At 61.2% G+C, this 23,069-nt stretch carries 22 protein-coding genes; 7 read left to right on the top strand and 15 right to left on the bottom strand.

Annotated elements, in window-relative coordinates; all coding sequences use genetic code 11:
- Nucleotides 1-3 precede the first annotated feature (3 nt).
- Both hfq and NCS67_RS30405 read right to left on the bottom strand, forming a co-directional pair.
- Nucleotides 4-282: an RNA chaperone Hfq gene (gene hfq / locus NCS67_RS30400; protein ID WP_008345329.1), complete on the bottom strand. Its 279-nt coding sequence runs from the start codon at nucleotides 280-282 to the stop codon at nucleotides 4-6.
- 225 nt (nucleotides 283-507) lie between these two features.
- Nucleotides 508-1,173 (bottom strand): TetR/AcrR family transcriptional regulator, encoded by a 666-nt coding sequence (locus NCS67_RS30405; protein WP_008345328.1) that lies wholly within the window; start codon nucleotides 1,171-1,173, stop codon nucleotides 508-510.
- A gap of 188 nt (nucleotides 1,174-1,361) precedes the next feature.
- Here NCS67_RS30405 and NCS67_RS30410 point away from each other — a divergent pair, with 188 nt between their 5' ends.
- From NCS67_RS30410 to NCS67_RS30420, 3 genes are read left to right on the top strand one after another with little or no spacing between them, the layout of a single operon-like run.
- Nucleotides 1,362-2,489 carry an HlyD family secretion protein gene (locus NCS67_RS30410; RefSeq protein ID WP_008345327.1) on the top strand — a complete coding sequence of 376 codons (1,128 nt, stop codon included), beginning with the start codon at nucleotides 1,362-1,364 and terminating at the stop codon, nucleotides 2,487-2,489.
- Nucleotides 2,482-4,056: an MDR family MFS transporter gene (locus NCS67_RS30415; RefSeq protein WP_034474155.1), complete on the top strand. Its 1,575-nt coding sequence runs from the start codon at nucleotides 2,482-2,484 to the stop codon at nucleotides 4,054-4,056. Before NCS67_RS30410 ends, NCS67_RS30415 begins: the two co-directional genes overlap by 8 nt.
- Before the next feature lie 3 nt (nucleotides 4,057-4,059).
- Entirely contained in the window at nucleotides 4,060-5,529 is a 1,470-nt protein-coding gene (locus tag NCS67_RS30420; RefSeq protein WP_502801888.1) for an efflux transporter outer membrane subunit, read from the top strand.
- On the opposite strand, the gene NCS67_RS30425 is transcribed toward NCS67_RS30420, so the two are convergent.
- The 7 genes from NCS67_RS30425 to NCS67_RS30455 form a co-directional block, all read right to left on the bottom strand.
- Nucleotides 5,526-5,696 carry a hypothetical protein gene (locus tag NCS67_RS30425; RefSeq protein WP_008345324.1) on the bottom strand — a complete coding sequence of 57 codons (171 nt, stop codon included), beginning with the start codon at nucleotides 5,694-5,696 and terminating at the stop codon, nucleotides 5,526-5,528. The genes NCS67_RS30420 and NCS67_RS30425 overlap by 4 nt on opposite strands.
- A gap of 20 nt (nucleotides 5,697-5,716) precedes the next feature.
- Nucleotides 5,717-6,466 carry an IclR family transcriptional regulator gene (locus tag NCS67_RS30430; protein WP_008345323.1) on the bottom strand — a complete coding sequence of 250 codons (750 nt, stop codon included), beginning with the start codon at nucleotides 6,464-6,466 and terminating at the stop codon, nucleotides 5,717-5,719.
- 18 nt (nucleotides 6,467-6,484) lie between these two features.
- Nucleotides 6,485-7,237 carry an amino acid ABC transporter ATP-binding protein gene (locus NCS67_RS30435; RefSeq protein WP_008345322.1) on the bottom strand — a complete coding sequence of 251 codons (753 nt, stop codon included), beginning with the start codon at nucleotides 7,235-7,237 and terminating at the stop codon, nucleotides 6,485-6,487.
- Nucleotides 7,234-7,878, bottom strand: coding sequence for an amino acid ABC transporter permease (locus tag NCS67_RS30440; protein WP_008345321.1), 645 nt, complete (start codon nucleotides 7,876-7,878; stop codon nucleotides 7,234-7,236). The genes NCS67_RS30435 and NCS67_RS30440 overlap by 4 nt, the downstream gene beginning before the upstream one ends.
- A 21-nt stretch (nucleotides 7,879-7,899) precedes the next feature.
- A complete protein-coding gene (locus NCS67_RS30445; protein WP_008345320.1) occupies nucleotides 7,900-8,616 on the bottom strand; it encodes an amino acid ABC transporter permease in 717 nt (238 codons plus the stop codon).
- A gap of 51 nt (nucleotides 8,617-8,667) precedes the next feature.
- Entirely contained in the window at nucleotides 8,668-9,522 is an 855-nt protein-coding gene (locus NCS67_RS30450) for an ABC transporter substrate-binding protein (RefSeq protein WP_008345319.1), read from the bottom strand.
- A 362-nt stretch (nucleotides 9,523-9,884) separates the two neighbouring features.
- Entirely contained in the window at nucleotides 9,885-10,160 is a 276-nt protein-coding gene (locus NCS67_RS30455; RefSeq protein ID WP_250437785.1) for a DUF4148 domain-containing protein, read from the bottom strand.
- Nucleotides 10,161-10,309: 149 nt separating this feature from the next.
- Between NCS67_RS30455 and NCS67_RS30460 the strand changes: the two genes are divergently transcribed.
- Nucleotides 10,310-10,765, top strand: coding sequence for a YaiI/YqxD family protein (locus NCS67_RS30460; RefSeq protein ID WP_008345317.1), 456 nt, complete (start codon nucleotides 10,310-10,312; stop codon nucleotides 10,763-10,765).
- A 10-nt stretch (nucleotides 10,766-10,775) separates the two neighbouring features.
- On the opposite strand, the gene NCS67_RS30465 is transcribed toward NCS67_RS30460, so the two are convergent.
- The 3 genes from NCS67_RS30465 to NCS67_RS30475 form a co-directional block, all read right to left on the bottom strand.
- Nucleotides 10,776-11,420, bottom strand: a complete 645-nt coding sequence (locus NCS67_RS30465) for a DsbA family oxidoreductase (protein ID WP_008345316.1) — start codon at nucleotides 11,418-11,420, stop codon at nucleotides 10,776-10,778.
- Nucleotides 11,421-11,459: 39 nt separating this feature from the next.
- On the bottom strand, nucleotides 11,460-11,627 hold the full coding sequence (locus NCS67_RS30470; RefSeq protein ID WP_250437786.1) for a hypothetical protein: 168 nt from the start codon (nucleotides 11,625-11,627) through the stop codon (nucleotides 11,460-11,462).
- A gap of 71 nt (nucleotides 11,628-11,698) precedes the next feature.
- On the bottom strand, nucleotides 11,699-13,078 hold the full coding sequence (locus NCS67_RS30475; protein ID WP_175982394.1) for a replication initiation protein: 1,380 nt from the start codon (nucleotides 13,076-13,078) through the stop codon (nucleotides 11,699-11,701).
- 770 nt (nucleotides 13,079-13,848) lie between these two features.
- Here NCS67_RS30475 and NCS67_RS30480 point away from each other — a divergent pair.
- Nucleotides 13,849-15,057, top strand: a complete 1,209-nt coding sequence (locus NCS67_RS30480; RefSeq protein WP_033535672.1) for a ParA family protein — start codon at nucleotides 13,849-13,851, stop codon at nucleotides 15,055-15,057.
- A complete protein-coding gene (locus NCS67_RS30485) occupies nucleotides 15,054-16,025 on the top strand; it encodes a ParB/RepB/Spo0J family partition protein (RefSeq protein WP_008345313.1) in 972 nt (323 codons plus the stop codon). Before NCS67_RS30480 ends, NCS67_RS30485 begins: the two co-directional genes overlap by 4 nt.
- 1,631 nt (nucleotides 16,026-17,656) lie before the next feature.
- Here NCS67_RS30485 and NCS67_RS30490 read toward each other — a convergent pair.
- On the bottom strand, nucleotides 17,657-18,400 hold the full coding sequence (locus NCS67_RS30490; protein WP_250437787.1) for a hypothetical protein: 744 nt from the start codon (nucleotides 18,398-18,400) through the stop codon (nucleotides 17,657-17,659).
- A 273-nt stretch (nucleotides 18,401-18,673) separates the two neighbouring features.
- Between NCS67_RS30490 and NCS67_RS30495 the strand changes: the two genes are divergently transcribed.
- Complete coding sequence (locus tag NCS67_RS30495) at nucleotides 18,674-21,175, top strand: glycogen/starch/alpha-glucan phosphorylase (RefSeq protein WP_250437788.1); 2,502 nt, start codon at nucleotides 18,674-18,676, stop codon at nucleotides 21,173-21,175.
- Here NCS67_RS30495 and NCS67_RS30500 read toward each other — a convergent pair.
- Together NCS67_RS30500 and NCS67_RS30505 are read right to left on the bottom strand one after the other, a co-directional pair.
- Nucleotides 21,172-22,578 carry a sugar porter family MFS transporter gene (locus NCS67_RS30500; RefSeq protein ID WP_008345310.1) on the bottom strand — a complete coding sequence of 469 codons (1,407 nt, stop codon included), beginning with the start codon at nucleotides 22,576-22,578 and terminating at the stop codon, nucleotides 21,172-21,174. The genes NCS67_RS30495 and NCS67_RS30500 overlap by 4 nt on opposite strands.
- A 299-nt stretch (nucleotides 22,579-22,877) precedes the next feature.
- A partial coding sequence (locus NCS67_RS30505; RefSeq protein WP_250437789.1) for a hypothetical protein occupies nucleotides 22,878-23,069 on the bottom strand: 192 nt, incomplete at its 5' end.

The raw sequence follows: 23,069 nt of genomic DNA on the forward strand, positions 1-23,069 counted from the left end.
GGACTAGCTGCGCGGCGGACGCGGCGGACGGTCGCCCGGACCACGGCTCTCGCGATGATTCGGCCGGCCGGGCGCGCCGTGATCTTCGCAAATGGTGGAAATCGCGTGCTTGAAAAGAACCTGGTTTCCGCTCGTCGAATTGAGATAGACCATATAGGTGTCGAACGACTGGATATGGCCCGTCAGCTTGATCCCATTAACGAGATAAATGGAAACCCGCTTGCGTTCTTTGCGCAGCGCGTTGAGAAAATCGCCTTGAATGCTGGCTGGACTGTTGGACATTTATGACCCGTGTTTAACCGAGCGCAGGCACCCCGACCGACCCTCGTCATTCGTGGAGCCTGCTTTTTGTGCTCGGCATGTTTTCTTTGGACAAGTCATTATCCCGTTTCCGCGCCGTTGTTGCGATGAAAAGATAATCGCCCTATATGGCGCATGGCCGTTTCCGTCGAATCGTCGGACAAAATACGACGAATCATGGCCGATAGGGACTGGAAGGCCCGTCCATCATTTGAGCACCGCCGCCTCCACGGCGGCGAGATACGCGGCGAGCGCCCGCTTGACCTCGCGCAGATAACGGCGCGCCAGTTGCACGTCGCCCATTGCGGGACGCAGCTTGACGGCCAGCGCGCCGCTCGCGAGCGCGTGCAGCATGTCCACGTACAGTTCGCGCTCGGACGCTTTCACGCCGGGCATGCGTGCGTCGATCACCTTGCGCATCATGCTGGACTTGCGCTTTTTCTTCGCTTCATCGTGCGGCATGACCGACATCAGAATCAGGAGATCGGTCTTGCGGTCGAAATATTCGATATGCGGCGACATGATCCGATCGATCACCGCTTCCGCCGACAACGCCCGCCAGGTCTCGCTGTCGACCCGCGCAAGTTCGTCTTCGAGTTCCTGCAGCGCCGCCGCGTGGCGGTCCCACAACGCGGCGAGCAACGCGTCGCGATCCGGAAAGAAGTGATACATCGAGCCGATCGGCGTTTGCGCACGCCGCGCGACGCCGTGCATCGTCACGCCTTCCAACCCCTTTTCGACGATCAGCTCGGCGGTCGCATCCAGCACCGCCTCGATGCGCGCGCGCCCGCGCGCCTGCAAGGGCGAACGAGCCGTGCTGGCGCGCTCCGGATCCTGCAATTCGCTTTCATTGTCGGCGCGAGCCTTCTTCATTGTCTCTCCTCGAGCAAGGTCAAACTAGACGCTCGCGTCTAGATTCGTGCATACTAGACGGCATCGTCTAGTTTGGCGAGCGCGTCGCGGTGACATCGTAGTCATTTCTGGCCGCAACGCCCTCGCCGTCCCGCATTCATCGAAGGCTACCGCACCCGCGCGGTGGCGCGAAAGCTCCCGGAGAACACATGTCAGTCACAGCGCCCACGCACGGCGGCCAACCCGCCGACGCCGTCGAACGCAAACCGTCACGCAAACGCCTGCTGATTGCAATCGGCATCGTCGCGGTCGTCGCCGGCATTGCATGGGGCGTGCGCTGGTGGACGGTCGGCCGTTTCGTCGAAACCACCGACGACGCCTATCTCAAGGCCGACAGCGTCACCATCGCGCCGAAAGTAAGCGGCTATATCACCGAAGTGCTCGTCGCCGACAATCAGGCGGTCGAGGCCGGCGCGCCGCTCGCGCGGCTCGATACGCGGCAGTATCAGGCCTCGCTCGATCAGGCGAAGGCCGCGCTCGATGCGCGCGCCGCCGACATCGACCGCGCCGAAGCCGAGCTGAAGCAGCAGCACGCCAACGCCGATCAGGCGAAGGCGCAGGCCGAAGTGTCGCGCGTAAGCCTCGCGCATGCGGAAGACGACGTGAACCGTTATCGTCCGCTCGTCGCGACGGGCGCCGAAACCGCCGAGCGTCTCGCGAGCCTCGTCTCCACGCGCGATCAGGCGCGCGCCACGCTTGCCGCGAATCTCGCCGCCGCGCGTTCGGCATCGACGCAGATCGGCGCGACCGAAGCGCAGATCGCGCAGGCGCGCGCGCAAGTCGAAGCGGCGCAGGCGCAACTGAATCAGTCGAAGCTCGATCTGAGCGACACGACGCTCGTGAGCCCGGTCGCGGGGCGCGTCGGCGATCGCACCGTGCGCGTCGGCCAGTATGTGCAGCCGGGCACGCGCTTGATGACGGTCGTGCCGGTCGAGGCGCTCTATCTGGAAGCGAACTTCAAGGAAACGCAGGTCGGGCGCATGCGCGTCGGCCAGCCGGCGACGCTGCACGTCGATGCACTCAAGGGCACCGAGTTGCACGGCGTCGTCGAAAGCTTCGCGCCCGGCACCGGCGCGCAGTTCGCGCTGCTGCCGCCGGAGAACGCGACCGGGAACTTCACGAAGATCGTGCAGCGCGTGCCGGTGCGCATTCGCGTCGATACGGGTCCGCAAACGCGCAAGGTGCTGCTGCCGGGCCTCTCGGTAACGGTCGATGTCGACACCAAAACCGCCACCGACGACAGCCATCGCATCGCGGCGGAAAATCGCCATGACTGAGGCCGCCGCGCATCCGCATCGCGCGAGCGCGACCGACTGGATCGCGGTCACGGCCGGCGCGCTCGGCGCGCTGATGGCCACGCTCGACATTTCCATCACCAACTCCGCGCTGCCGCAGATTCAAGGCGAAATCGGCGCGACCGGCACCGAAGGGACCTGGATCTCCACCGGCTATCTGATGTCGGAAATCGTGATGATCCCGCTTGCCGCGTGGCTCACGCGCGTGTTCGGGCTGCGCAATTTTCTGCTCGGCAACGCGGTGCTCTTCACGCTGTTCTCGGTGATGTGCGGCTTCTCGACGTCGCTGTCGATGATGGTCGTGGGCCGCATCGGCCAGGGCTTCACCGGCGGCGCGATGATTCCGACCGCGCAGACCATCATCCGCACGCGGCTGCCGCGCGAGCAGATGCCCGTCGGCATGACGATCTTCGGCCTGATCGTGTTGCTCGGGCCGCTGCTCGGACCCGTGCTGGGCGGCTGGCTCGCGGAGAACATCTCGTGGTCGTGGTGCTTCTTCGTCAACGTGCCGGTCGGCTTCGCGCTCGTCGCATTGCTCATCACCGGCTTGCCGGCGGAGAAGTCGCATTGGGAATCGTTCTTCAAGGCCGACTGGATCGGCATAGCGGGACTCGCCATCGGCCTGAGCTCGCTTACCGTCGTGCTCGAAGAAGGCCAGCGCAATCAGTGGTTCGAATCGCATGAAATCGTGATGCTCACGTGCGTCACGGCGTTCGGCTTCCTGCTCATCGCGATCTCGCAATTCGTCGCGACGAAGCCAATCGTGCGGCTGTCGCTGCTGCGCAATCCGCGCTATGCGAGCGTGATTCTGATCGTGTTCGCCGTCGGCGCGGGGCTGTATTGCGTGTCGTTCCTGCTGCCGCAGTTTCTGAGCGTCGTCGCGGGCTATAACGCGCTGCAATCCGGCGCGATCATGCTCGTGTCGGGCGTGCCCGCGTTTCTCATCATGCCGGTGCTGCCGCGTCTGCTCGGCAAGGTGGATTTTCGCGTGCTCGTCATCTCGGGCCTGCTGTGCTTCGCCGCGAGCTGCCTGCTCGATATCTCGCTCACCGCGCAAAGCGTCGGCCACGATTTCTTCTGGTCGCAGATCTTGCGCGGCTTCGGCCAGATGCTCGCGATGATGCCGCTCAATCAGGCGTCGATGGCCGCCGTTTCGCGCGAAGAATCCGGCGATGCGGCCGGCCTCTACAACATGGCGCGCAATCTCGGCGGTTCGGTCGGGCTTGCGATCATCGGCACCGTGATCGACCGTCGCAACGACTTTCACACCGCATCGATCCGCGAATCGCTGACGGCGAATTCCGTCATCGGTCAGGAACGCATGGCCGCGAGCGCCGCCAGCTTTTTCGCGCAGGGCGGCGACATGGCGCACGCGAAGATGCAGGCGCTCGGCCAGTTGTCGATGCAAATCGGTCAGCAGGCGATCGTCATGACTTACTCCGAAACCTTCTACGTGCTGGCGATCGCGCTGCTCGCGTGTCTGCCGCTCGCGCTCTTGCTCAAGACGCCGCGCGGCCAATCCGGCGACATGTCTTCTGCCGGCCACTGATTCATGAACTCATCGACGATGTTCCCTCGCACGCTTCGCCAGACCGCCCTGCTTCCGCTCGCTGCTTTCGCGCTCGCCGCGTGCACGGTCGGCCCCGACTATCGCGGCGCGCCGGAAATCGCGCCCGACGCCGCGAAAAGCGCCGCCTTCGTGCGCGCGCCGGCGCAGGGCGTCGTCGCGACGCACGCGCCCGCGACGTGGTGGCAAGCGCTCAACGATCCGCAACTGAACGCGCTCATCGATGCCGCGTTCGCCCACAATCCCGATCTGAAGCTGGCGCAGGCGCGCTTGCGTCAGTCGCGTTCGCAACTGCGCGGACAGCGCGCCAACGAGTTGCCGAAAGTGTCGGGATCGGCGGCGGCGTTGCGCATGCGCTCGCCGGATACGTCGATCTTCGGTTCGTCGGGCGATGACGGTTCGTCGGGTTCGACGGGACGCGGTCCGGTCGATTTCTACACCGTCGGCTTCGATGCCTCGTGGGAGCTCGATCTCTTCGGCGGCACGCGCCGCGCGATCGAAGCGGCATCCGGCGAAGCCGAAGCCGTGCACGCCGATCTTTCGGACGCGCAGGTGTCGCTCGCGGCGGAAGTGGCGTCGGTGTACATCGACTTGCGCGATCAGCAGGAACGTCTCGCGCTCGCGGAACGCACGGCCGAGTATCAGCAGCAGATGCTGACGCTCACCGAGCAGCGGCGCGCGCGCGGCACGGCGGCGGAAGTCGATGTCGAGCGGCTCACGACGCAGGTCGACACGACGCGTGCGACGCTCGTGCCCTTGCAGACGCAGATCACCGATTCGCTGGATCAACTCGCCGTGCTGACGGGCCGCGCGCCCGGCGCGCTCGATGCCGAACTCGGCGCGCGTGCGCCGTTGCCCGCGTTGCCGTCGTCGGTGCCGATCGGCGATCCGGCGGCCATGCTCCAGCAGCGTCCGGATATCCGCGCGGCCGAGCGTCGTCTCGCATCGAGCAATGCGCAGATCGGCGAGCATATTGCCGATTATTTTCCGAAGGTGACGCTGCTCGGCGATATCGGTTTCTCCGCATCGGAGCCGAGTCATCTGCTGCGCAAGCAGAATTTCTCGTGGGTCGGCGTGCCGTATCTGCAATGGAATCTGTTCGACTTCGGGCGCACGGCGGCGAATGTCGATGCCGCCAAAGCCGCGCGCGACGAAGCCGAAGCGCGCTACGAAAAGACCGTGCTCGGCGCGCTGAAGGACGCGAATTCGTCGCTGTCGCGTTACGGCAACCAGCGCGAGCATGTCGTGCGGCTGCAGCAGGTGCAGGCGTCGGCGGAGCGGTCGGCCACGCTCGTGCGGCAACGTTATACGGCGGGTGTATCGACGCTCATCGATCTGCTCGACGCACAGCGCACGCAATTCGCCGCGCAGCAGGACGTGGTCGCCGCGCAGGCCGAACTGCTGAAGGACTTCGTCGCGTTGCAGAAGAGTCTCGGACTCGGCTGGGCGACCTAAGCGTCTTCGGTCGATTGACGCTGCGACGCCATCTCCCGCTCGAACATCGGCGCATAGAACGCGACGGCCTTGCGCAAGATGTCGTTCACTTCCCTTAGCGCGACATTCTCTTCTTCGAGTTGCGCGATGCGTCGAAGCGGATCGTCGTCTGCGGCTGGCGTCGTCATGTGCGTTCGCGTGATGTGCGCTATCGATGCGACAGCGCCTTCGCCGATTGCAGAAGGTCGTCGAGCATCGACTGGCGTCGCTCCGGATCGGTGTCGCGGCCCGTCATGAAGCACAGCGCCGCGATCGGCAGTCCGGCGCGATCGCGCACGGGCGCGGCCATGCACAGGCGAAACGCGTTCGACAAGCCTTCGGTGCAGCAATAGCCCTGATTCTTCGCGGCTTGCACATCGCGCATGAATTCATCGAAGTCGATGCGCACGCCGTTGTCGAGCGCGAAGTCTTCGGCGGGAATCAGGGCGCGGATTTCATCGGCGTTCAGGTGGCCGAGCAGCAGGCGTCCGGTCGCCGTCCACGGAATCGGCACGCGCACGCCGATATCCGAGCTGATGTTGAACGGCCGCGCGCTGTTTTCGGACAGCACCACGGTGTACTTGTTTCCTTCGAGCATGCAAAGCTGCGTGGTCTCGTCGTACTTTCGCACGAGCGCGAGTATCGACTGATGCGCGCGGCTGATGAGGTCGTTGTGCGTCGCGTAGTCGGAGCCGTAGTAATGCATCTCGCGTCCGAAGAACACGCTGCCATCGGCCGATGTCTCGAGCCAGCCCACTTCCGCCAGGATCGCGACCAGCTCGTAGATGCTCGAACGCGGCGCGCCGGTCGCTTCGATCAGCTCGCGCATCGTCATCGGGCGCTGCGCGAGATGCAATTGCCGGAACATTGCGATGACCCGATCGACTCCCCTCGCTCGCGACGATTCCGTGACTGCCATTCATTCGCTCCGTGTGCGTCAGTGGTCGAGCACGCGATGCAGGAACTGCCGCGTCCGCTCGTTGGATGGATTCACGAAAATCTGCTCCGGCTCGCCCTGCTCCGCGATCACGCCTTTGTCCATGAAGACGACCCGATCGGCGGTCTTGCGCGCGAAACCCATCTCGTGCGTGACGACGACCATCGTCATGCCATCGCGTGCGAGTCCGCGCATCACTTCGGTCACTTCGCCGACGAGTTCGGGATCGAGCGCCGAAGTCGCTTCGTCGAAGAACATGATGCCCGGCTCGACGGCGAGCGCCCGCGCAATCGCGACGCGCTGCTGCTGTCCGCCGGACAACTGGCTCGGATAATGATCCGCACGGTCGGCAAGCCCGACGCGGTCGAGCACGTCCATCGCGCGCTTGCGGGCATCGGCGGGACTCATCTTGCGCGCCTTGATGAGCGCGAGCGTGACGTTGCCGAGCGCGGTCTTGTGCGGAAAAAGATTGAACTGCTGGAACACCATGCCGACGTGACCGCGAATATCGCGCGCGCGTTTCGGGTCGTGCAGCGGCACTTCGTTGACCCATACTTCGCCGGAATCCGTCGTTTCGAGCCCCGCCATGATGCGCAGCACCGTGCTTTTGCCCGAACCGGACGCGCCGATCAGCACGAGCACTTCGCCCGCGCGCACGTCGAGATTGATCTCGTTGAGCACGCGCGTCGCGCCGAATGCTTTGCTGACGCCCGACAGCGAAATAATGGGCCTGGTCTGACTTTGATTGCTCACGACAGTCTCCTGCGGTCATGGTGGCGCACCCATTGCGAAAGCGGGAAGCACACGACGAAATAAATGAGTGCGACGAGTCCGTAAATCTCGACCGGCTTGCCGATGCGATCGACGATCGCCTGGCCGCCGTGCATCAGCTCCGACATGCCGATCATGCTGACGATCGACGTATCTTTGATAAGCGAAAGATATTGGCCGATGAGCGGCGGCAACACGATCCTGCCGGTCTGCGGCAACACGACGAACGCGAACGCCTGCGTGCGCGACAGACCGAGAATCTGCGAGACTTCCCACTGGCCTTTCGGCACCGCTTCGATCCCGGCGCGAAAAACTTCGGCGATATACGCGCCTTGATAAACGCTCAGGCCGATCACGCCGGCGGCGAAAACATCGATCGCATAGCCGAAATACGAGACGCCGAAGTAGATGAACATCAGCGTGATGAGCACGGGCGTGCCGCGAAAGAGCTCGGTATAAAGCCGCGCGATGCGGTCCGTGCCCCACGGTCCGAACGATCGCAACACGGCGGCGAAAAGGCCGATCAGCGTGCCGCCGACGATCGACGCGACGGACAGCAAAAGCGTCGTCACGAGACCTTGCAGCAGGATCGACAGACTGGTTCTCAGCAGTTCAAATGACATGATCCGACTCCGGTTCGGGCATCAGGCGCGATTGGCGCGGCGCAACGCGAGGCCGCCGAAGCGTGCGCGCGGCCGGACGACGAGCGGCGGATGAAACATGCGCGCGCCGAGCTGACCCGCGATCCACGACAGCACGTTGCTCAGCACGAGATACGCGACGAGCACGACCGAAAACGTCTGCACGTAGAGCAGCGTGCGCGAATTGATGACGGTCGCGGTGCCGGTGAGTTCGGGCAGCGCGATCGCGGAGAGCAGCGACGTGCCGAGCAATAGCTGGATCAGATAGTTGACGATCGCCGGATAGACCGCGCGCGCGGCCTGCGGCAAGACGATTTCGGTGAAGATCTGCCCGCGTTCGAGGCCGAGAATGCCCGCGGCTTCGAGCTGTCCGCGCGGCACCGACTGAATGCCCGCGCGAAACACTTCCGACAGATAAGCGCCGACGTTCAGGCCCAGCGCGATCACGCCGGCCCAGTAGGCATCGAGCGCAATGCCCGCCGACGGCAAGCCGAAGAACACGATGAATATCTGCAAAAGAACCGGCGTATTGCGGATGACTTCGACATACGCGCGCGCGACGAAGCGGATCGCGGCCATCGGCGACAGGCTCGCCAGCGCGGCCAGCAAGCCGAGCACCAGCGACAGCACGAACGCGAGAAGCGTCACCTGCAGCGTCAGCCATCCGGCTTTCAGGAACTCGGGGACGTAGCCCCACAAGGTCAGCCATTCGTAGTTCATCTCGGCCTCCGCATCCGTCCGGTCTCGTGCGATATCGACATCACTTCATCCTCAGAACTGCGGATTGAGCGGGAAATGCGGATCGGTGCCGAACCACTTCTTGTAGAGCTGCGCGTTGAGCTTCGACGCGTTGATGTTGAAGAGGAACAGGTTCAGATAGTTGAGCCAAGCCTGATCGCCGGCCTTCACGCCGAAGCCGTTGTATTCGAGCGGCACGAGCGCTTCGTTCGTGACGGTCAATTCGGGATCGAGCTTCGCCTGATACGCGAGGAAGTTGTTGTCCTCGATCATCGCGTCGGCCTGGCCTTGCTTGACGGCGAGAATCGCGGCCTGCGAGCTGTCGTATTCCTGGATCTTGATCGGGATGTTCAGCGAGCGGACTTCATCGCCGTTGGTCGAGCCCTTGACGGTCGCGATCGTGCGGTTGCCCATGTCCTGAACCGACTTGATGCCGCTGCTCTTCTTGACCAGCAGCGCCTCGCTCGCGACGACATACGGCGTCGTGAATTCGATGACCTTCGCGCGCTCCAGATTGCGCGTGAAGTTGCAGAACACGACATCGACCTTGCTCGTCTGCAGGTTCGGGATGCGGTTCGCGCTCGTCGTGTTCACGACTTCGAGCTTCACACCCATCTGCCTGGCGAGTTCCTTGGCGAGATCGACGTCGTAGCCGTCGGGCTGACCATCCTTGTCGTAGAAGCCGAACGGCGCGAACGTCAGACAGTCGCCGACCCGCAACGTCCCGCGCTGCAGAACCGCCTGAAGCGTCGACGAACCTGCCGCCGCCCCGGCGTTTGCGCCGCCGCCTTCGGCCGGCGTGGAAACCTTGGTGCAGGCGGCCAACGCCAGCGCGCCGGCGATGACGAACAGCGAAACGGTTCTGACGCCTATGTTCGAGAGTTTCATGAGCAGGTCCTTTCGAAGGATGGTTAGGAGGAACCGGTTCCAGAACCGGCTCAGAGCGAAACGCGAAAGTTCGTCTATGTCCGATATACCGGACAGACATCTGGCGTATCGGATCGAACTGCAGTGTTGGATGAGAAAATTCCGAGCACAAGCGGCCCGAACCCTAATTGGCGAGGGTTTTTTGATCAGATAAGGGGATGCGGCTACAGGCGCAGCCGGCTGACGAGCCGCCAGGACGCGCGAGCGGCGCGGCGGAATCACGGGAGCGATGGTTCGACGTTCGGCCGCGCGGCCCGACCCGGAGGAACCGGGCCATGGATTTTGCGTTCTATGTCTCGCGAGCCGGAACGTCGCGTCGGAAGCTACTGGCTGGCGCCCGCTCCGATCCCCGCTTTCTTCTGAGCGTTCTGCAAGTCCTGGGGATAGTTGGGATCATTCGCGCGGCCGGGGTTATAGCCCGCGTCCTCGAGTTTCTTCAGCTCGGCGTTCTTCTTGTCGCGCGCCTGTTTTCGTGCGGCTTTTTTCTCGGCTTTCGTCATGGACGCAGCTTGCGTCGCGCCGGTTGCGGTCGAACCGGTATCCTGCGCATAGGAAAGCGAGGCCGCGGATGCGCCCGCCACGCCCAGGAAGAATGACACGGCAATGCTTGCTAGCTTCGTTCTCACGGTGATTCTCCGTTCGCCTGGAGGACTTGCGTTGAGGAAAGTATAGGGCGCGCGTTTCGGCACTGCGCCCGTCGAGCATGCGACTTTCATTCGTCACGACATAACTTATCGGAAGCCAACGGATGCAAATCATCGTCGATGCCGACGCCTGCCCCGCCGTCGTGAAGGATATTCTCTTTCGCGCAGGCACACGCATGAAGGTGCACGTGACGCTCGTCGCGAATCAGTTTTTGCGCACGCCGCCCTCGCCGTGGATACGCGCGATTCAGGTGCCCGCCGGTTTCGATGTCGCCGACGCGCGCATCGTCGAGATGGCGCAGGCTGGCGATCTCGTCATCACGGCGGACATTCCGCTCGCGGCGGCGGTGATCGCAAAGGGCGCGTTCGCGCTCGATCCGCGCGGCGAATGGATGAACGCGGAGAACATCGAGGAACGTCTGTCGATCCGCGCGATGATGGATCAGTTGCGCGGCTCCGGCGTGCAGACCGGCGGGCCGCCGCCGTACGCGCCGCGCGACGGCAAGAACTTCGCCGCGCAGCTCGACCGTTTTCTCGCGAAGCAGCGGACGCCCGATTGAGCAGGCGGCTTCAGGCGGTCCCGTCGATGATCTTCCGGATCGCTTCCTCGAACGCCTCGGAAGGCTGCCCGCCGCTCACCAAATACTTCTGGTCGAAGATGATCGCCGGCACGGACTGAATGCCGAGTTGCTGGAACTCGCGCTCTTCGGCGCGGACTTCGTCGGCGTACGCACCGCTTTGCAGCACCGTGCGCGCCTCGTCGCCATCGAGCCCGGCGCTGCGAGCCGCTTCGATCAGGACGTCGGGGTCGCTCGTATCCTTGCCGTCACCGTGATAAGCGCGCAGCAGCGCGAGCTTGAGCGGCAGTTGCTTGCCTTCGATGCGCGCCCAATGCAGCAGCCGATGAGCATCGAACGTGTTGTAGACCCACTTGCGTTCGCCGAACGCGAAGCCTTCGCGCGCGCCGCGCTCGCGGATCATCGCCTGCGTCTCGCCGATCTGTTCGGGCGTGCGGCCATATTTGCGGCCGAGATAATCGACGATGCGCTCGCCTTGCGGACTCATGTCCGGATTCAGTTCGAAGGGATGAAGGGTGATGCGCGCATCGACGGTATCGCCGAGACGCTCCAGCGCGCGTTGCAGCGAAGAGAGTCCGACGGCGCACCACGGGCACGCGATATCGGAGACGAAGTCGATTTGGAGAGTGCGGGACATGAGGTTCGTGAAGATTGGAATCGAGTCGGACAGACTAGCTCAAATCGCCGATGTCGGTTTGCGCGTGCCCTTCGCGGCATCCGCGAACAGGTCGAAGACTGGATTCACGATTTCGACGCGCTCGAACGGGAGCCGGGCGAGCGTCAGGGCGGAACTGGCGTAGAGCCGATAGTGCAAATGCCCAATGTCGTTCTTGCCGTCGGGCATCGGGATCGCGAAGCAAATGGTGGCGCGGTTGCTAAAGACCGTTAGTTGCGATCGATGCGATTGCGTAATGGTCAGTCCCTGCCCTTCGCGCTTTTCGACTTGTTGAAGACGTAGCCCGAGAAGCCGTCTCTCAGATCGGGATATTTCTGAATGATGGTTTCGACGAGCTCGCTCGATGGATCGATGCCCAATCTGCGCAGCGTCAGCTTTCCCGCCGGACTCGTCTTGTAGGTGCGCCGCCAGTCTTCGCGCTGCCGCGGCGTCGCGGCCTCGTACATCTCCCAGCCGCGACGGACTTCATCGACGATCCGGTTCTGAGCGTTCACATCCTGTGCCGCGACCTGCAATGCCCGACGCGCCTCGGCCTGTTGCTTCGCTTCGGTGTCGCGTTGATCGGTCAGCGCCAGATTCTCCTGAATCTGAACCATCTGGCGTTCCGCATCCGAGACGATCCAGCCTTCCTTCAGCGCTTTCATGAAGAAGCCCGCCGGACTCTTCGACACCTTGCCGAGCTTGAGGCTGAAACGCGTACGCTCGATTGCCTGCTCCAGACGTTCGTCGGTGAAGGTATCGCGGTCGGAAGCGATCTGATTCAACTGCGCGCTGGACAGACCGATTTCCTGTTTCAGCGTCAGATACAGCGCCTGCGCGTGCTCGTGCGTATGCAGCAGGCGCTCGGCCATTTCCTTGCGCTCGACGCGAAATCGCATGCGTCCGATCTTGCGTGAACCCGGTTCATTGCGCGTCTCATACGAGAGGGAAAGATCGGATACCTCATTAATCTGATCCACCGCCGGAGCGAGCCAGTCGCGCTTGAAGTATTTGAATTCCTGCGCTTTTGCGCCCATCGTCCCCTGCCAGGCACGCAATTCGTCGAGCGTGAACCAATCGGTTATACCCTCGGACGCGTAGGGAAGCAGATGGTCGTACATCACGCGCGCATAGCTGAGCGTGAAAAGCGACGTGATGCGCAAGCTCAGCCAATGCGATTTCCCGGGACCGCGAATGATTCCGATGAGATCGGGCGGAACGCGGAACTGAAACCGTCCGCCGACGTATGAGATGCGTCCAATCAGTTGAACCGATCCGAACGGCTTGGAGCCATCGGCGTCGGCTTCCGCGGTCGCCTGAATGAGCGCCCTCTGCGCCTCGGTGATCACCTGTTCCAGATGCGCGTTGTTCCGGCTCGAGTAGCGCATGAGCCACTTGAAATAGTCGAGCTCGACGTCGTACAGGTCGTGAATCTTTTCTTCTTGCGCGACGATGAAATAGGCCGCGTCAATCAAGCGACGAGCCGCCACGCCAAGATCGACGATGCGGATCAGGACGTTCTTGCGCGAAAAGCCGATGTCCGAGCGGGCGGCGTCGACGGGCAAGCCCTGCGCATTCGCATCGTCGAATAGGGCCAGCGCCAGTTGTCTGGACGTGGCCACCTGCCCTGCTGTCGTCATTCCGTCTCCGTGTCCGGCGCTAGTTCATTGTGTCGAGCGGTACGTTAACGGCTGCAAGGTGAGCTGTCAACACAAACTACCTCACCTTTTGCAGGCGCGGACACAGGAAACCTCACCATTGCGTCGCAACCTACACAAATTTCCTCACCATCCTTGCCTGGACGCCTCACCTTGGGGTCCACTTCATCTCACCTTGACGGGGTAAACACAGCACCTTGACGCTCAATCAACATCACTTCAAGCACACTTTTCCTCACCTTATGGGTGTAAGTCGTTGATTTCATGAGCGTGCGCGTGAGACGTTAGTGGTGGTGAGTCTTTGTGTTTACAAAAATAACTAACCAACGGCCTTACTCACATAGACGGTGCATTCGATTTTCAACCAGCGGGACTATGGCGTTTCGCGCGCTTCGGTTAGGTGAAGTGAATTGTGACTAGCCGTCGAGACGCTGGAATTCAACTGCGCCGACGTTCGCGGAGGTGAGGTTTTTTGTGATGGGATCCGGCGTTCCACTGAGCTTCCGATGCCGTGGAGCGTTTCGCTGTCCTCTGAGCGTGTCGGGAATCACTGAAGACAGCTTGTATAAGTGGTTGATCTTATTGATAGTCTTGCACCTCCGCCCCAGTGCTTGCAAATTTCGATCAATTCCAATAGCTATTCATCACTGCGGCGAGTATTCTACGGTTCGACATCTAGTTACACCAAAACCGTGGAAACATCGGAGAGCGTGAAGAAAACGCCTCACCGTGGACTAAAAAGGAAGCACCGAATGAATTTGAGCGAACTGCCAGGGATTAATCGAAGGGTGAAGCTCTCCAACCTAGGAGAGTTCGCAGAGCGTTTGTCGGTCATGACGAACGAACTGCGTGATCAGATCTTGGCACCACGGCCAAGGAAGACAGCGCCCGTGTTTACGATAGGCGAGCTGTCGGACATGTGCGGGATCGACCGGCAGAAGATCAATTATCTGGCGACAAAGGAAGGTACTGACCTCCCGCCGGGTGAAACGCACGGAACCGGGCGTGCGCGTATTTTCTCTCTGAAGGATGCCCGAACGTGGGTTCAGCAGGTCTCGGACATTTATCAGACGCCGCTTGTCACTGGTACGCGCGAACATCGCGGTCGCGTGTTAATCACGGCGAACTTCAAAGGCGGATCGTGCAAGACGACGACGTCGATGTGCATCGGCCAAGGATTGAGCTTGCGTGGTCGCAAGGTTCTCATGATCGACCTCGACCCACAAGCGTCGCTTTCGGAGTTGTGCGGCCTGTACGCGGAAAAGGACGTGACTTGGGAGGATACGGTCCTGCCATACATTTACGATCCGGACATGGAAGGCGGTCTCGCGTCGAAAGTGCAAAGCACGTATTGGGACGGACTCGATGTGATTCCGGCACACAACTATCTTCACGACGCCGAATTCCATCTGCCTACTGCGCAGAAGACGAACGCGAACTTCGAGTTCTGGTCGGTGTTGCGAAAAGGGATTGAGCCGCTGCGCGCGGAGTACGACTACATCATCCTGGATACCGCGCCTTCGCTCTCTTATATGACGCTGAACGGATTGATGGCGGCCGATTCGATGGTCATGCCGCTCGTACCCGAAAGTCTGGATTTCATTTCGTCGGTGTCGTTCTGGTCGTTGTTCGCTGAAGTCGCGAATGGTTTCGTCGAACACGAAGTCGACAAAACATATGACTTCGTTTCGGTGCTTCTCTCGCGGGTCGACTATGGCAATACATCTTCGGCGCCGGTCGTTCGCTCATGGTCTCAGCGCGCGTATGGCGACTGGTTGCACACCACTGAGATTCCGGCGAGTTCGGTCATGAGCAATGGCGCGTTGGCTTTTTCTACTGTCTTCGATCTTTCACGGGCCGAGACAGTCGCGAAAACTTTGGCGCGCGTAAAACAGCCGATGGTCGACTACTGCAAATGGATCGATGACCAGTACGTTGAGCAATGGAGGGCGGGACAATGAGCAGCCTTCGCGACCGAATGATGAGCAAGACCGCGGAAGTTCGTGCGGCAAAGGACATCCAACTCGATCCGCAGCAAGAGAAGGCGACGAGTCCGCGCACTGCGCCCGGAATGGCAGCGGCGTTGGCCTCGGCGCAGCAGCGCATCGCGCAACTCGAGCAGGCGGGTCCCGCGTCGGAAGCGCCGGTGTCGGAGATCGTTCCGAATCCCTGGCAGCCTCGGCAGGTATTCAACGACGCGAAGCTTGTGCAACTCGCCGAGTCGATCCGCGAAGCGGGTCTCGTACAGCCGATCGTTGTACGGCGCATCGGCACCGGATACCAGATCGTGGCGGGTGAGCGTCGCTGGCGCGCGCACAAGATGATCGGTAAGGAATCGATCAAGGTTCTTGTCGTCGATCTTTCCGACGAAGAGATGGCGATGCTTGCCCTCGTCGAAAACGTAGCGCGTGAAGATCTGTGCGACTACGAGATCTCGCGATCGATTCGACGGACCGAAAAGGAATTTCCTAACCGCAAGCGCATGGCTGAAGCGTTGGGCATCTCGCGCTCCGAGTTGTACCGGTATCTTTCGTTTGGCGAGTTGCCGGATTTCGTCGTGCAAGATCTAGATGTGCAGCCTCGCCTGTTGGGAGCCACCGCCGCGGAGAATGTCGTCTCGGTACTGCGTGGGCGGAATGCGGCGGCGTTCGACGTTGCCAAGGGCCTTTGGGCGCGCGTCGTTTCGGGCGATCTGGATCAGTCGAAATTTGGCAAGGCGATCAAGCAGGCTTTGGATGACGAGCGTAAGCCGGCGCCGGCCGTAAGCGATCGCAGTATCGACAAGATTTTTGCGGGTGGATCGCAGGCAGGGTCGATCACGAGAGACTCAATGGGGCTCACGGTCAAGATCAAAGCCGGATTACTGACCGAAGAAAAGGAACGGCAAATTCGGGAGTTGGTGACACAGTTGTTTGCCGATAACAGCTAGTCGATTCCCTCCAGCAATTGGTCTCGATGCGGTGCGCTCAGCATCTGGGTCAATTTCCGAAGCTCCAAGAGTGTCTCAACTTGGGACACGCGCAGCGCGAAGTCACGCTCGTGCACTTCCTCTAGGTTGATCTAACGAGTGTCCCGACTTGGGACACTCGATCTCCGCAGCAGCCTCCGCCGTTCACGCCCGGGGCGCAAACTTTCCCACACGCGCGCATCGAAAGGACTCCCACGGTTGTTTGCACGCCAACTCGTGAACTGATGCTATTTCCCAGTGGGAACGAGCTGTCTCAACGGCAGGACTATTGATGGCAAGCACCATCGATGCACATGAGGCGCGCGAAATATCTCGATCCAGGCGCATGGTCATCCGGTTTGGCGCAGAGGACGACGCAGCCACTACTCCAAGCGCGTCGATGCCAGTCACTCTCAGCGTGGGTGAATAGCAGCTTGGGAAAGGCGGAGCCCGCCAGCAGCCGAAGCTTGAATGTAAAGCCTGAACGTCCTCTTAGCGATGCGAAACCAACGGAGAAGGCGGTCACCGCCACTCAAGCAAGTACTTCGCCTAGAAAGCTGCTGAACAATGATCGCTCCGAACGCTCGTGAAACAATCGACGCCCCCTTTCCACTCCTGCGACCGCTAGACAGGACGGGCTTGCCGGCCATTTTTTACGCTCTTCTTGGGAAGATGTTTCACGAAATCGTCGGCGTGAACACAGGGTATCGGCATAAAAGGAACCGGCGAGCGGTCCGAAATGCGCATAACGGCCGCATCGTGACGAACAAGACGAAAAATGTAGCGCTCGATACGTCCGCAGTGAGGCGTCGAAGCTGCGTTAGACGGCGTTTCGCTGGTCGCGGCGAAGAACACCCGTCGCGAATCCGGATGGGGCGACGGAAGACATCGATCCGCCAGCTAATCTTCGTAAAACGCTGCGCGGATCAGCAAACTTTCCGCTTGCTCCCTCGTCCATTCAGACTGCTTGCCGCCCGCGTGCTGGTGAAAAAGCTCGGACGGAACATGCGCGAGCCGCAGGTATCTGAAAGTTAGGTTCAGCGTCCCCGCGCGTTCGCTCTCGCGAACTTCCGCGCGCGCGACAATCCCGAAGAGCGCTCATCATGCGCGACCGGGATCAGTCGCGGGAAGAAAATGTCGAGCACCGCGACCATCGAGAGCAATACGACGGCAACGAAGACCATCGCGCCAAGAAACTCGAGCAAAGACATATTCACCTCGTCCGGTCGCATAGTTTTGTATTGGAGATCTACTGGACTCAGTGTGAGCGAGGCATGGCAAAGTCGATGTCGCGATCAGCCGGGACAACAGGCATCTGTTCGACGCTTCAAATTTCCGTCCGCGCTTAATGTCTGGAATGCGCGCGGGCTGACCGAAAGCGTCCGCGGGCGTCCGGCGCGTCGAAATTCAAAGTCAGACGCAAGTGGCGAGTTGTCGGCGGAAAGGCCCCTGCGCAACGCCTACCTCGTATATTTCTTCGGTATCCGAAATAATGTGGCCGTGAAAATGCGCGCGAGATGCTTAACGCAAATAAATCCGGACGGGCAAAGCTCAACAGGCCGCCGGCATTCCGATCCGCAACTGGGAGTGCGCGACGCGCACTCCACGCGACATCACTTCGTAGCGGCCACCACGAAGGCGTCTGATCTGTCAGGTAGCGTCAAAGCTCCTAATACCTGACTGTTGCTGAAAAAAACGACGCCCGTAAGCTTCGCACCCGGATATATGCAGGGCGCGGGTCCAAACGTGATCGTGGCGTCCAGCACGTCTTTGTCGCCATGAGGCGTGGCGGCTCCGCTGAACGTGCAGCCGCTCAAGCCTTCACCCTTGATCGAGCCGTCCTGCCCGATTACAAAAGTGGCGGTCTCGCCGTCCTTCGTCGATCCGGCCGCGCCCGAATACGTCCCGGCAACGGACGACAGCGCCACCGGACGTTCATAGTTGGCGTCATAAACCACGTTGAACTTGATGCTGTTCTGCTTCGCCGTGCTCGTATAGATCACGCCCTGAACGCTGTTCTTCGCGTTGTAGCCCGCGAGGACGGGCGTATCGGTCGCAGCCTTGCCGCTTATGTCGAAGGTGCGCGCATTGTCCGACTGAAAAGTGCCATGAGATGCGGATGCCGCACCCTGTACCAGACCTAGCGCGTTTGTCGTCGTGTTCGCATACACGAAATAGAAAGCGCCAGTCTCGAGCACTACGCCGCCCACGACGTTGCCGTTCGCATCGGTTCCGGAATAAAGGCCTTGTGCAGCGTTAGCCTCGGGCGCGCTCGGCGCATTATCGGAACTGCCGCCGCCCCCACCGCATGCGGCCAAAACGACTGTAACTGCAGGTACTGCGACGACGCGTTTCATATTTTTCTGATGTCTGAACTTGCGCTAGCGGCAAGCGAATGAAATAAGCGATGACCGGAATCTTGAACTGGTCCGACAGCCTTTGAAGCGGCAGGCCATCGCGGTCCCGCGATTGCCGAATTTGGCCTTCCCCTTGGGGATAACGGCATGGAAGCGCACGACTTGAGGGCGTATGCTATTCATCGATGCGCCATGACGCAGCACTGTCAACGGCCGGACATAGAGCCGGCACATTCTTGTCGAAGCCCGCTACGCAGGGAGAGAGGACAGATCATGGATGACACGCCCACCATCGAATCGCGGATCAGCGCCGAGCCCGCGCGCAGCGGACTTGGCGTCGAGGCGCTGCAGCGCGATATCGTCGATAACCTCATCTGTCTGCAGGCGCGCTATCCGGAGATCGCCACGCCGCACGACTGGTACATGGCGCTCGCCTACGCCGTCCGCGACCGGATGATGACCCGCCGAGTCGCCACCACGCACACCTATGTAGCGCGCGACGCAAAAGTCGCGTGTTATCTGTCCGCTGAATTTCTCATCGGCCCGCAGCTCGGCAACAACCTGATCAATCTCGGCATCGAAAGCAACGCGCGCGAAGCGTTGCAGGCGCTCGGACTCGACCTCGATACGCTGCTGTCGATCGAAGAGGAACCGGGCCTTGGCAACGGCGGCCTCGGACGCCTGGCCGCGTGCTATCTCGACTCGCTTTCCACGCTCGAAATCCCGGCGATCGGGTACGGAATCCGCTATGAGTTCGGCATCTTCGATCAGGAAATCCGCGACGGCTGGCAAGTGGAAATCACCGACAAATGGCTGCAGAAGGGCAACCCGTGGGAAATCCTGCGCACGGACGTCGCGTTCTACGTGAACTTCGGTGGCCGCACCGAAAGCTCGACCGATGAAGCGGGCCGCTTTCATGTGCGCTGGATTCCTGCCTATACGGTCAAAGGCGTGGCCTGCGATACGCCGATCCCCGGTTTTCACGTCAATACATGTAACTCGTTGAGGCTCTGGAAAAGCGAGGCAGTCGAGTCGTTCGATCTTCAGGATTTCAATGCCGGCGACTATTACGAAGCCGTGCACGAGAAGGTGCTTTCGGAGACGCTGTCGAAGGTGCTTTATCCAAATGACGAGCCCGAAGCGGGTAAGCGCTTGCGGCTCGCGCAGCAGTACTTCTTCGTTTCGTGTTCGTTGCAGGATATGTTGCGCCTGCTTGCGCTCAAGGGCGAGCCGATCAATCGCTTGCCGGACATGTTCACGGCGCAATTGAACGACACGCATCCGTCGATAGCCGTCGCCGAGTTGATGCGCCTGCTCGTGGATGAGCGGCAACTGCCTTGGGACGACGCCTGGGACATCACGCAGCGCACGCTCGCCTATACGAATCACACGCTGTTGCCCGAAGCGCTCGAGACGTGGGGCTTGCCATTGTTTCAGGGCTTGTTGCCGCGATTGATCGAGATCATCTACGAGATCAATCGCCGCTTCCTCGATGATGTCCGCCAACGATATCCCGGCGACGAAGCGCGGATCGCGCGCATGTCGCTGATCGACGAAAGCGGCACGAAGCGCGTACGCATGGCGCATCTTGCGACGGTCGGCAGTCACGCGATCAACGGTGTGGCCGCGCTCCATTCGGCACTGCTCGAAAAGACGGTGCTGCGAGATTTCGCCGAGCTATGGCCCGAGCGCTTCCATAACGTGACCAACGGCGTCACGCCGCGCCGCTTCATGATGCTCAGCAATCCGGGTCTCGCGAAACTGCTGGACGAGGGGCTGGGGGAAGGTTGGGCGACCGATCTCGGCAAACTGCGCAAGCTGTCCGAATACGCCGACGATGCCGCATTTCAGGAACGCTGGCGCAACGTGAAGCAGGCGAACAAGCAGATCCTCGCGGATAAGATCAAGAGCGCGACGGGCATCGTCGTCGATCCTGCGGCGCTGTTCGACATACAGGTCAAGCGAATCCACGAGTACAAGCGGCAACATCTGAACGCGCTATACATCGTGACGCAGTACATGCGTCTGCGCCGCGATCCACAACTCGCGCTGACGCCGCGCTGCTTCGTATTCGGCGGCAAGGCCGCGCCGGGCTACGCGATGGCCAAGCTCATCATCCGGCTGATCAACGGCATCGCCGAAGTCGTGAACGACGATCCCGCGATGAACGGCCGCCTGAAAGTCGTATTCTTCCCGGACTTCAACGTCAAGAACGCACACTTCATTTACCCGGCTGCGGACCTGTCCGAGCAGATCTCGACCGCGGGCAAGGAGGCTTCGGGCACCGGAAACATGAAGTTCATGATGAACGGCGCGTTGACCATCGGTACGCTCGATGGCGCGAACATCGAGATCCGCGAAGAAGTCGGCGATGAAAACTTCTTCCTGTTCGGCCTGAATGCGGACGAAGTGGAACGCGTGAAGCGCGAAGGGTATCGTCCGGCCGACTATGCGGATGCGAATCAGACGTTGCGGGAAGTGCTGGAGTTGATCGGCAGCGGGCACTTCTCGCGCGGAGATCGAGAGATGTTCCGTCCGCTGGTCGACAACCTGCTGCACCACGATCCGTTTCTGGTGCTTGCCGACTATGCCGCGTACGTCGCGCGTCAGGAGGATGTGAGCGCCGCCTGGCGCGACGAGCGGCGCTGGACTCGCATGTCCATCCTGAATACCGCCTATGCAGGCAAGTTCTCTTCGGACCGCGCGGTTCACGAATATTGCGAGCGGATCTGGAATATCCGCCCCGTGAAGATTTCCATCGAACGACGAAACTAGTTTTTCTTCCCGAGATCGCGCAGACGCTTGCCGGCCATCAGATCGTTGCCGAGTTTCTCGAGCGAAACGCCGCGCGTCTCGGGCACGTAGAAGAACACGACGACCGCAAAGATGACGTTGAGGATCGCATAGAGCACGAAGGTGTTCGCTTCGCCGACAGTCGACAGCAAGCTAAGGAACGTGGCCGCGACCGCCATGTTGGCGACCCAGTTGACGAGCGTCGAAACGGCGATGCCGAAGTCGCGCCCTTGCTGCGGCTGGATCTCCGAGCACAGGATCCAAACGAGCGGGCCGGCAGACATGGCGAACCCCGCGATGAAAAGCAGCAGCGACGCGACCGCCAGAATCTGTGCCGTGAGGCCGGCGACTCCGGCATGCAGCAGGAACCCGAGCGAGCACATGCCGATTGCCATGATGGCGCATCCCGCATAGAGGATCGGCTTGCGGCCCCAACGATCGACGAAGGCAATGGCGCCGAAGGTCGCAATGACGTTGACGAGGCCGACGATGACTGTCGCCCACAGTTGCTGTTCATGAGTCGCGAAGCCGGCCAGTTCGAAGATGCGCGGAGCGTAGTACATCACGACGTTGATGCCGGTGAGTTGCTGGAACACCTGCAGCACGACTCCGAGCAATACCGAGCGACGGAAGTTCGCGTTTTGCCGCAACAGGCTCCATCCTCGCTGGGGCCGCGTGTTGTCTTCGTTGACCTGTTCGAGTTCGGCTTGCACGTCGGCGGGATTGGCGTAGAAGCGTTGCAGGACGGCGCGCGCTTCGTCGGCGCGGTTGCGCTGAAGCAGCCAGCGCGGGCTATCGGGAAGGGCGAGCACGCCTGCGAGGAAGAAGACGGCGGGAATCGCGATGACGCCGAGCATCCAGCGCCAGTCGGCCACGTACGACAGTCCGATGTTCGACAGGAAGGCGGCCAGGATTCCGACGGTAATCATCAACTGATACGTCGAGATCATCGCGCCGCGTACTTGTCGCGGCGCAACCTCCGAAAGATAAAGCGGCGCGGTGAAAGACGCCATCCCGACCGCGAGGCCCAGCAGCAAGCGTGCGCCGATCAGATGAGCCGGACTCGCCGCGAACCCGGACCATAGCGATCCCGCAATGAAAAGTATAGCCGCCAGCACGAGCGCATAGCGGCGTCCGAGACGCCACGATAGCCAGCCCGCACCCAGTGCGCCGATCGCCGCGCCTACCATCATCGAGCTGACGATCCATTCTTGTGCGCGATCGCTCAGAACAAAATGCTTCGCGATGAAAGGCAGTGCGCCCGAGATCACCCCGATGTCGAGGCCGAACAGCAGGCCGGCGAGCGCCGCCATCAGGCAGACGAAGAGACCATATCGTCCGGTTTTCGTGGATGTCGGGACGCTGCGGTCGGCGAGGGTGCTCATCTGAGTTGTCTCCAGGTTGTGCTTCAAACCGGTCACGGTGGCAGTCGGGCGGCTTTGCTTCGACCATGCGACTGCGCACATGATCGAAGATGAGAATTAGCGCGGGATGAGCGCGCGATGAAGGACGCCTGAATCGTGTGACCGGCCGACATCGTACCGGTGAGCGTCAATTGCCGCCCAATGCCATCGCCGCGTTGTTGTGCCTGGTCAATTCTTCGTGCGCGTGCGATCTGACGTGCACAGACGCCGGTGACACGCGCCGCTGCTCGGCTTCGAATTTGCCGCCCGAAATGACCCGATTATTTTTTTGGAAAAGGCGCTTGACGTCGTCGAAATAGCCCCGCATAATTCGCCTCCCGTTGAATGACGGCGCGCAAGAAAGCAAGCGAATAGCGAAGCAAATAACTGCGCAAATGCTCTTTAAAAACTAACAGCCGATAAGTGTGGGCGCTTGATGGCGAGTGCGGCTGGTTCTTCGGAATCGGCGATAG

The organism is Caballeronia sp. ATUFL_F2_KS9A, from assembly GCF_023630765.1.
Taxonomy (GTDB): Bacteria; Pseudomonadota; Gammaproteobacteria; order Burkholderiales; family Burkholderiaceae; genus Caballeronia; species Caballeronia zhejiangensis.

Excerpts from the sequence above, each read along its gene's own strand:
- NCS67_RS30410 (WP_008345327.1), top strand. The coding sequence starts at position 1,362 with ATGTCAGTCACAGCGCCCACGCACGGCGGCCAACCCGCCGACGCCGTC.
- hfq (WP_008345329.1), bottom strand. The coding sequence starts at position 282 with ATGTCCAACAGTCCAGCCAGCATTCAAGGCGATTTTCTCAACGCGCTG.
- NCS67_RS30485 (WP_008345313.1), top strand. The coding sequence starts at position 15,054 with ATGAGCAGCCTTCGCGACCGAATGATGAGCAAGACCGCGGAAGTTCGT.
- NCS67_RS30405 (WP_008345328.1), bottom strand. The coding sequence starts at position 1,173 with ATGAAGAAGGCTCGCGCCGACAATGAAAGCGAATTGCAGGATCCGGAG.
- NCS67_RS30445 (WP_008345320.1), bottom strand. The coding sequence starts at position 8,616 with ATGAACTACGAATGGCTGACCTTGTGGGGCTACGTCCCCGAGTTCCTG.
- NCS67_RS30470 (WP_250437786.1), bottom strand. The coding sequence starts at position 11,627 with ATGCCCGACGGCAAGAACGACATTGGGCATTTGCACTATCGGCTCTAC.
- NCS67_RS30440 (WP_008345321.1), bottom strand. The coding sequence starts at position 7,878 with ATGTCATTTGAACTGCTGAGAACCAGTCTGTCGATCCTGCTGCAAGGT.
- NCS67_RS30450 (WP_008345319.1), bottom strand. The coding sequence starts at position 9,522 with ATGAAACTCTCGAACATAGGCGTCAGAACCGTTTCGCTGTTCGTCATC.
- NCS67_RS30460 (WP_008345317.1), top strand. The coding sequence starts at position 10,310 with ATGCAAATCATCGTCGATGCCGACGCCTGCCCCGCCGTCGTGAAGGAT.
- NCS67_RS30500 (WP_008345310.1), bottom strand. The coding sequence starts at position 22,578 with ATGAGCACCCTCGCCGACCGCAGCGTCCCGACATCCACGAAAACCGGA.
- NCS67_RS30480 (WP_033535672.1), top strand. The coding sequence starts at position 13,849 with ATGAATTTGAGCGAACTGCCAGGGATTAATCGAAGGGTGAAGCTCTCC.
- NCS67_RS30415 (WP_034474155.1), top strand. The coding sequence starts at position 2,482 with ATGACTGAGGCCGCCGCGCATCCGCATCGCGCGAGCGCGACCGACTGG.
- NCS67_RS30475 (WP_175982394.1), bottom strand. The coding sequence starts at position 13,078 with ATGACGACAGCAGGGCAGGTGGCCACGTCCAGACAACTGGCGCTGGCC.
- NCS67_RS30420 (WP_502801888.1), top strand. The coding sequence starts at position 4,060 with ATGAACTCATCGACGATGTTCCCTCGCACGCTTCGCCAGACCGCCCTG.
- NCS67_RS30425 (WP_008345324.1), bottom strand. The coding sequence starts at position 5,696 with ATGACGACGCCAGCCGCAGACGACGATCCGCTTCGACGCATCGCGCAA.
- NCS67_RS30430 (WP_008345323.1), bottom strand. The coding sequence starts at position 6,466 with ATGGCAGTCACGGAATCGTCGCGAGCGAGGGGAGTCGATCGGGTCATC.
- NCS67_RS30490 (WP_250437787.1), bottom strand. The coding sequence starts at position 18,400 with ATGAAACGCGTCGTCGCAGTACCTGCAGTTACAGTCGTTTTGGCCGCA.
- NCS67_RS30495 (WP_250437788.1), top strand. The coding sequence starts at position 18,674 with ATGGATGACACGCCCACCATCGAATCGCGGATCAGCGCCGAGCCCGCG.
- NCS67_RS30465 (WP_008345316.1), bottom strand. The coding sequence starts at position 11,420 with ATGTCCCGCACTCTCCAAATCGACTTCGTCTCCGATATCGCGTGCCCG.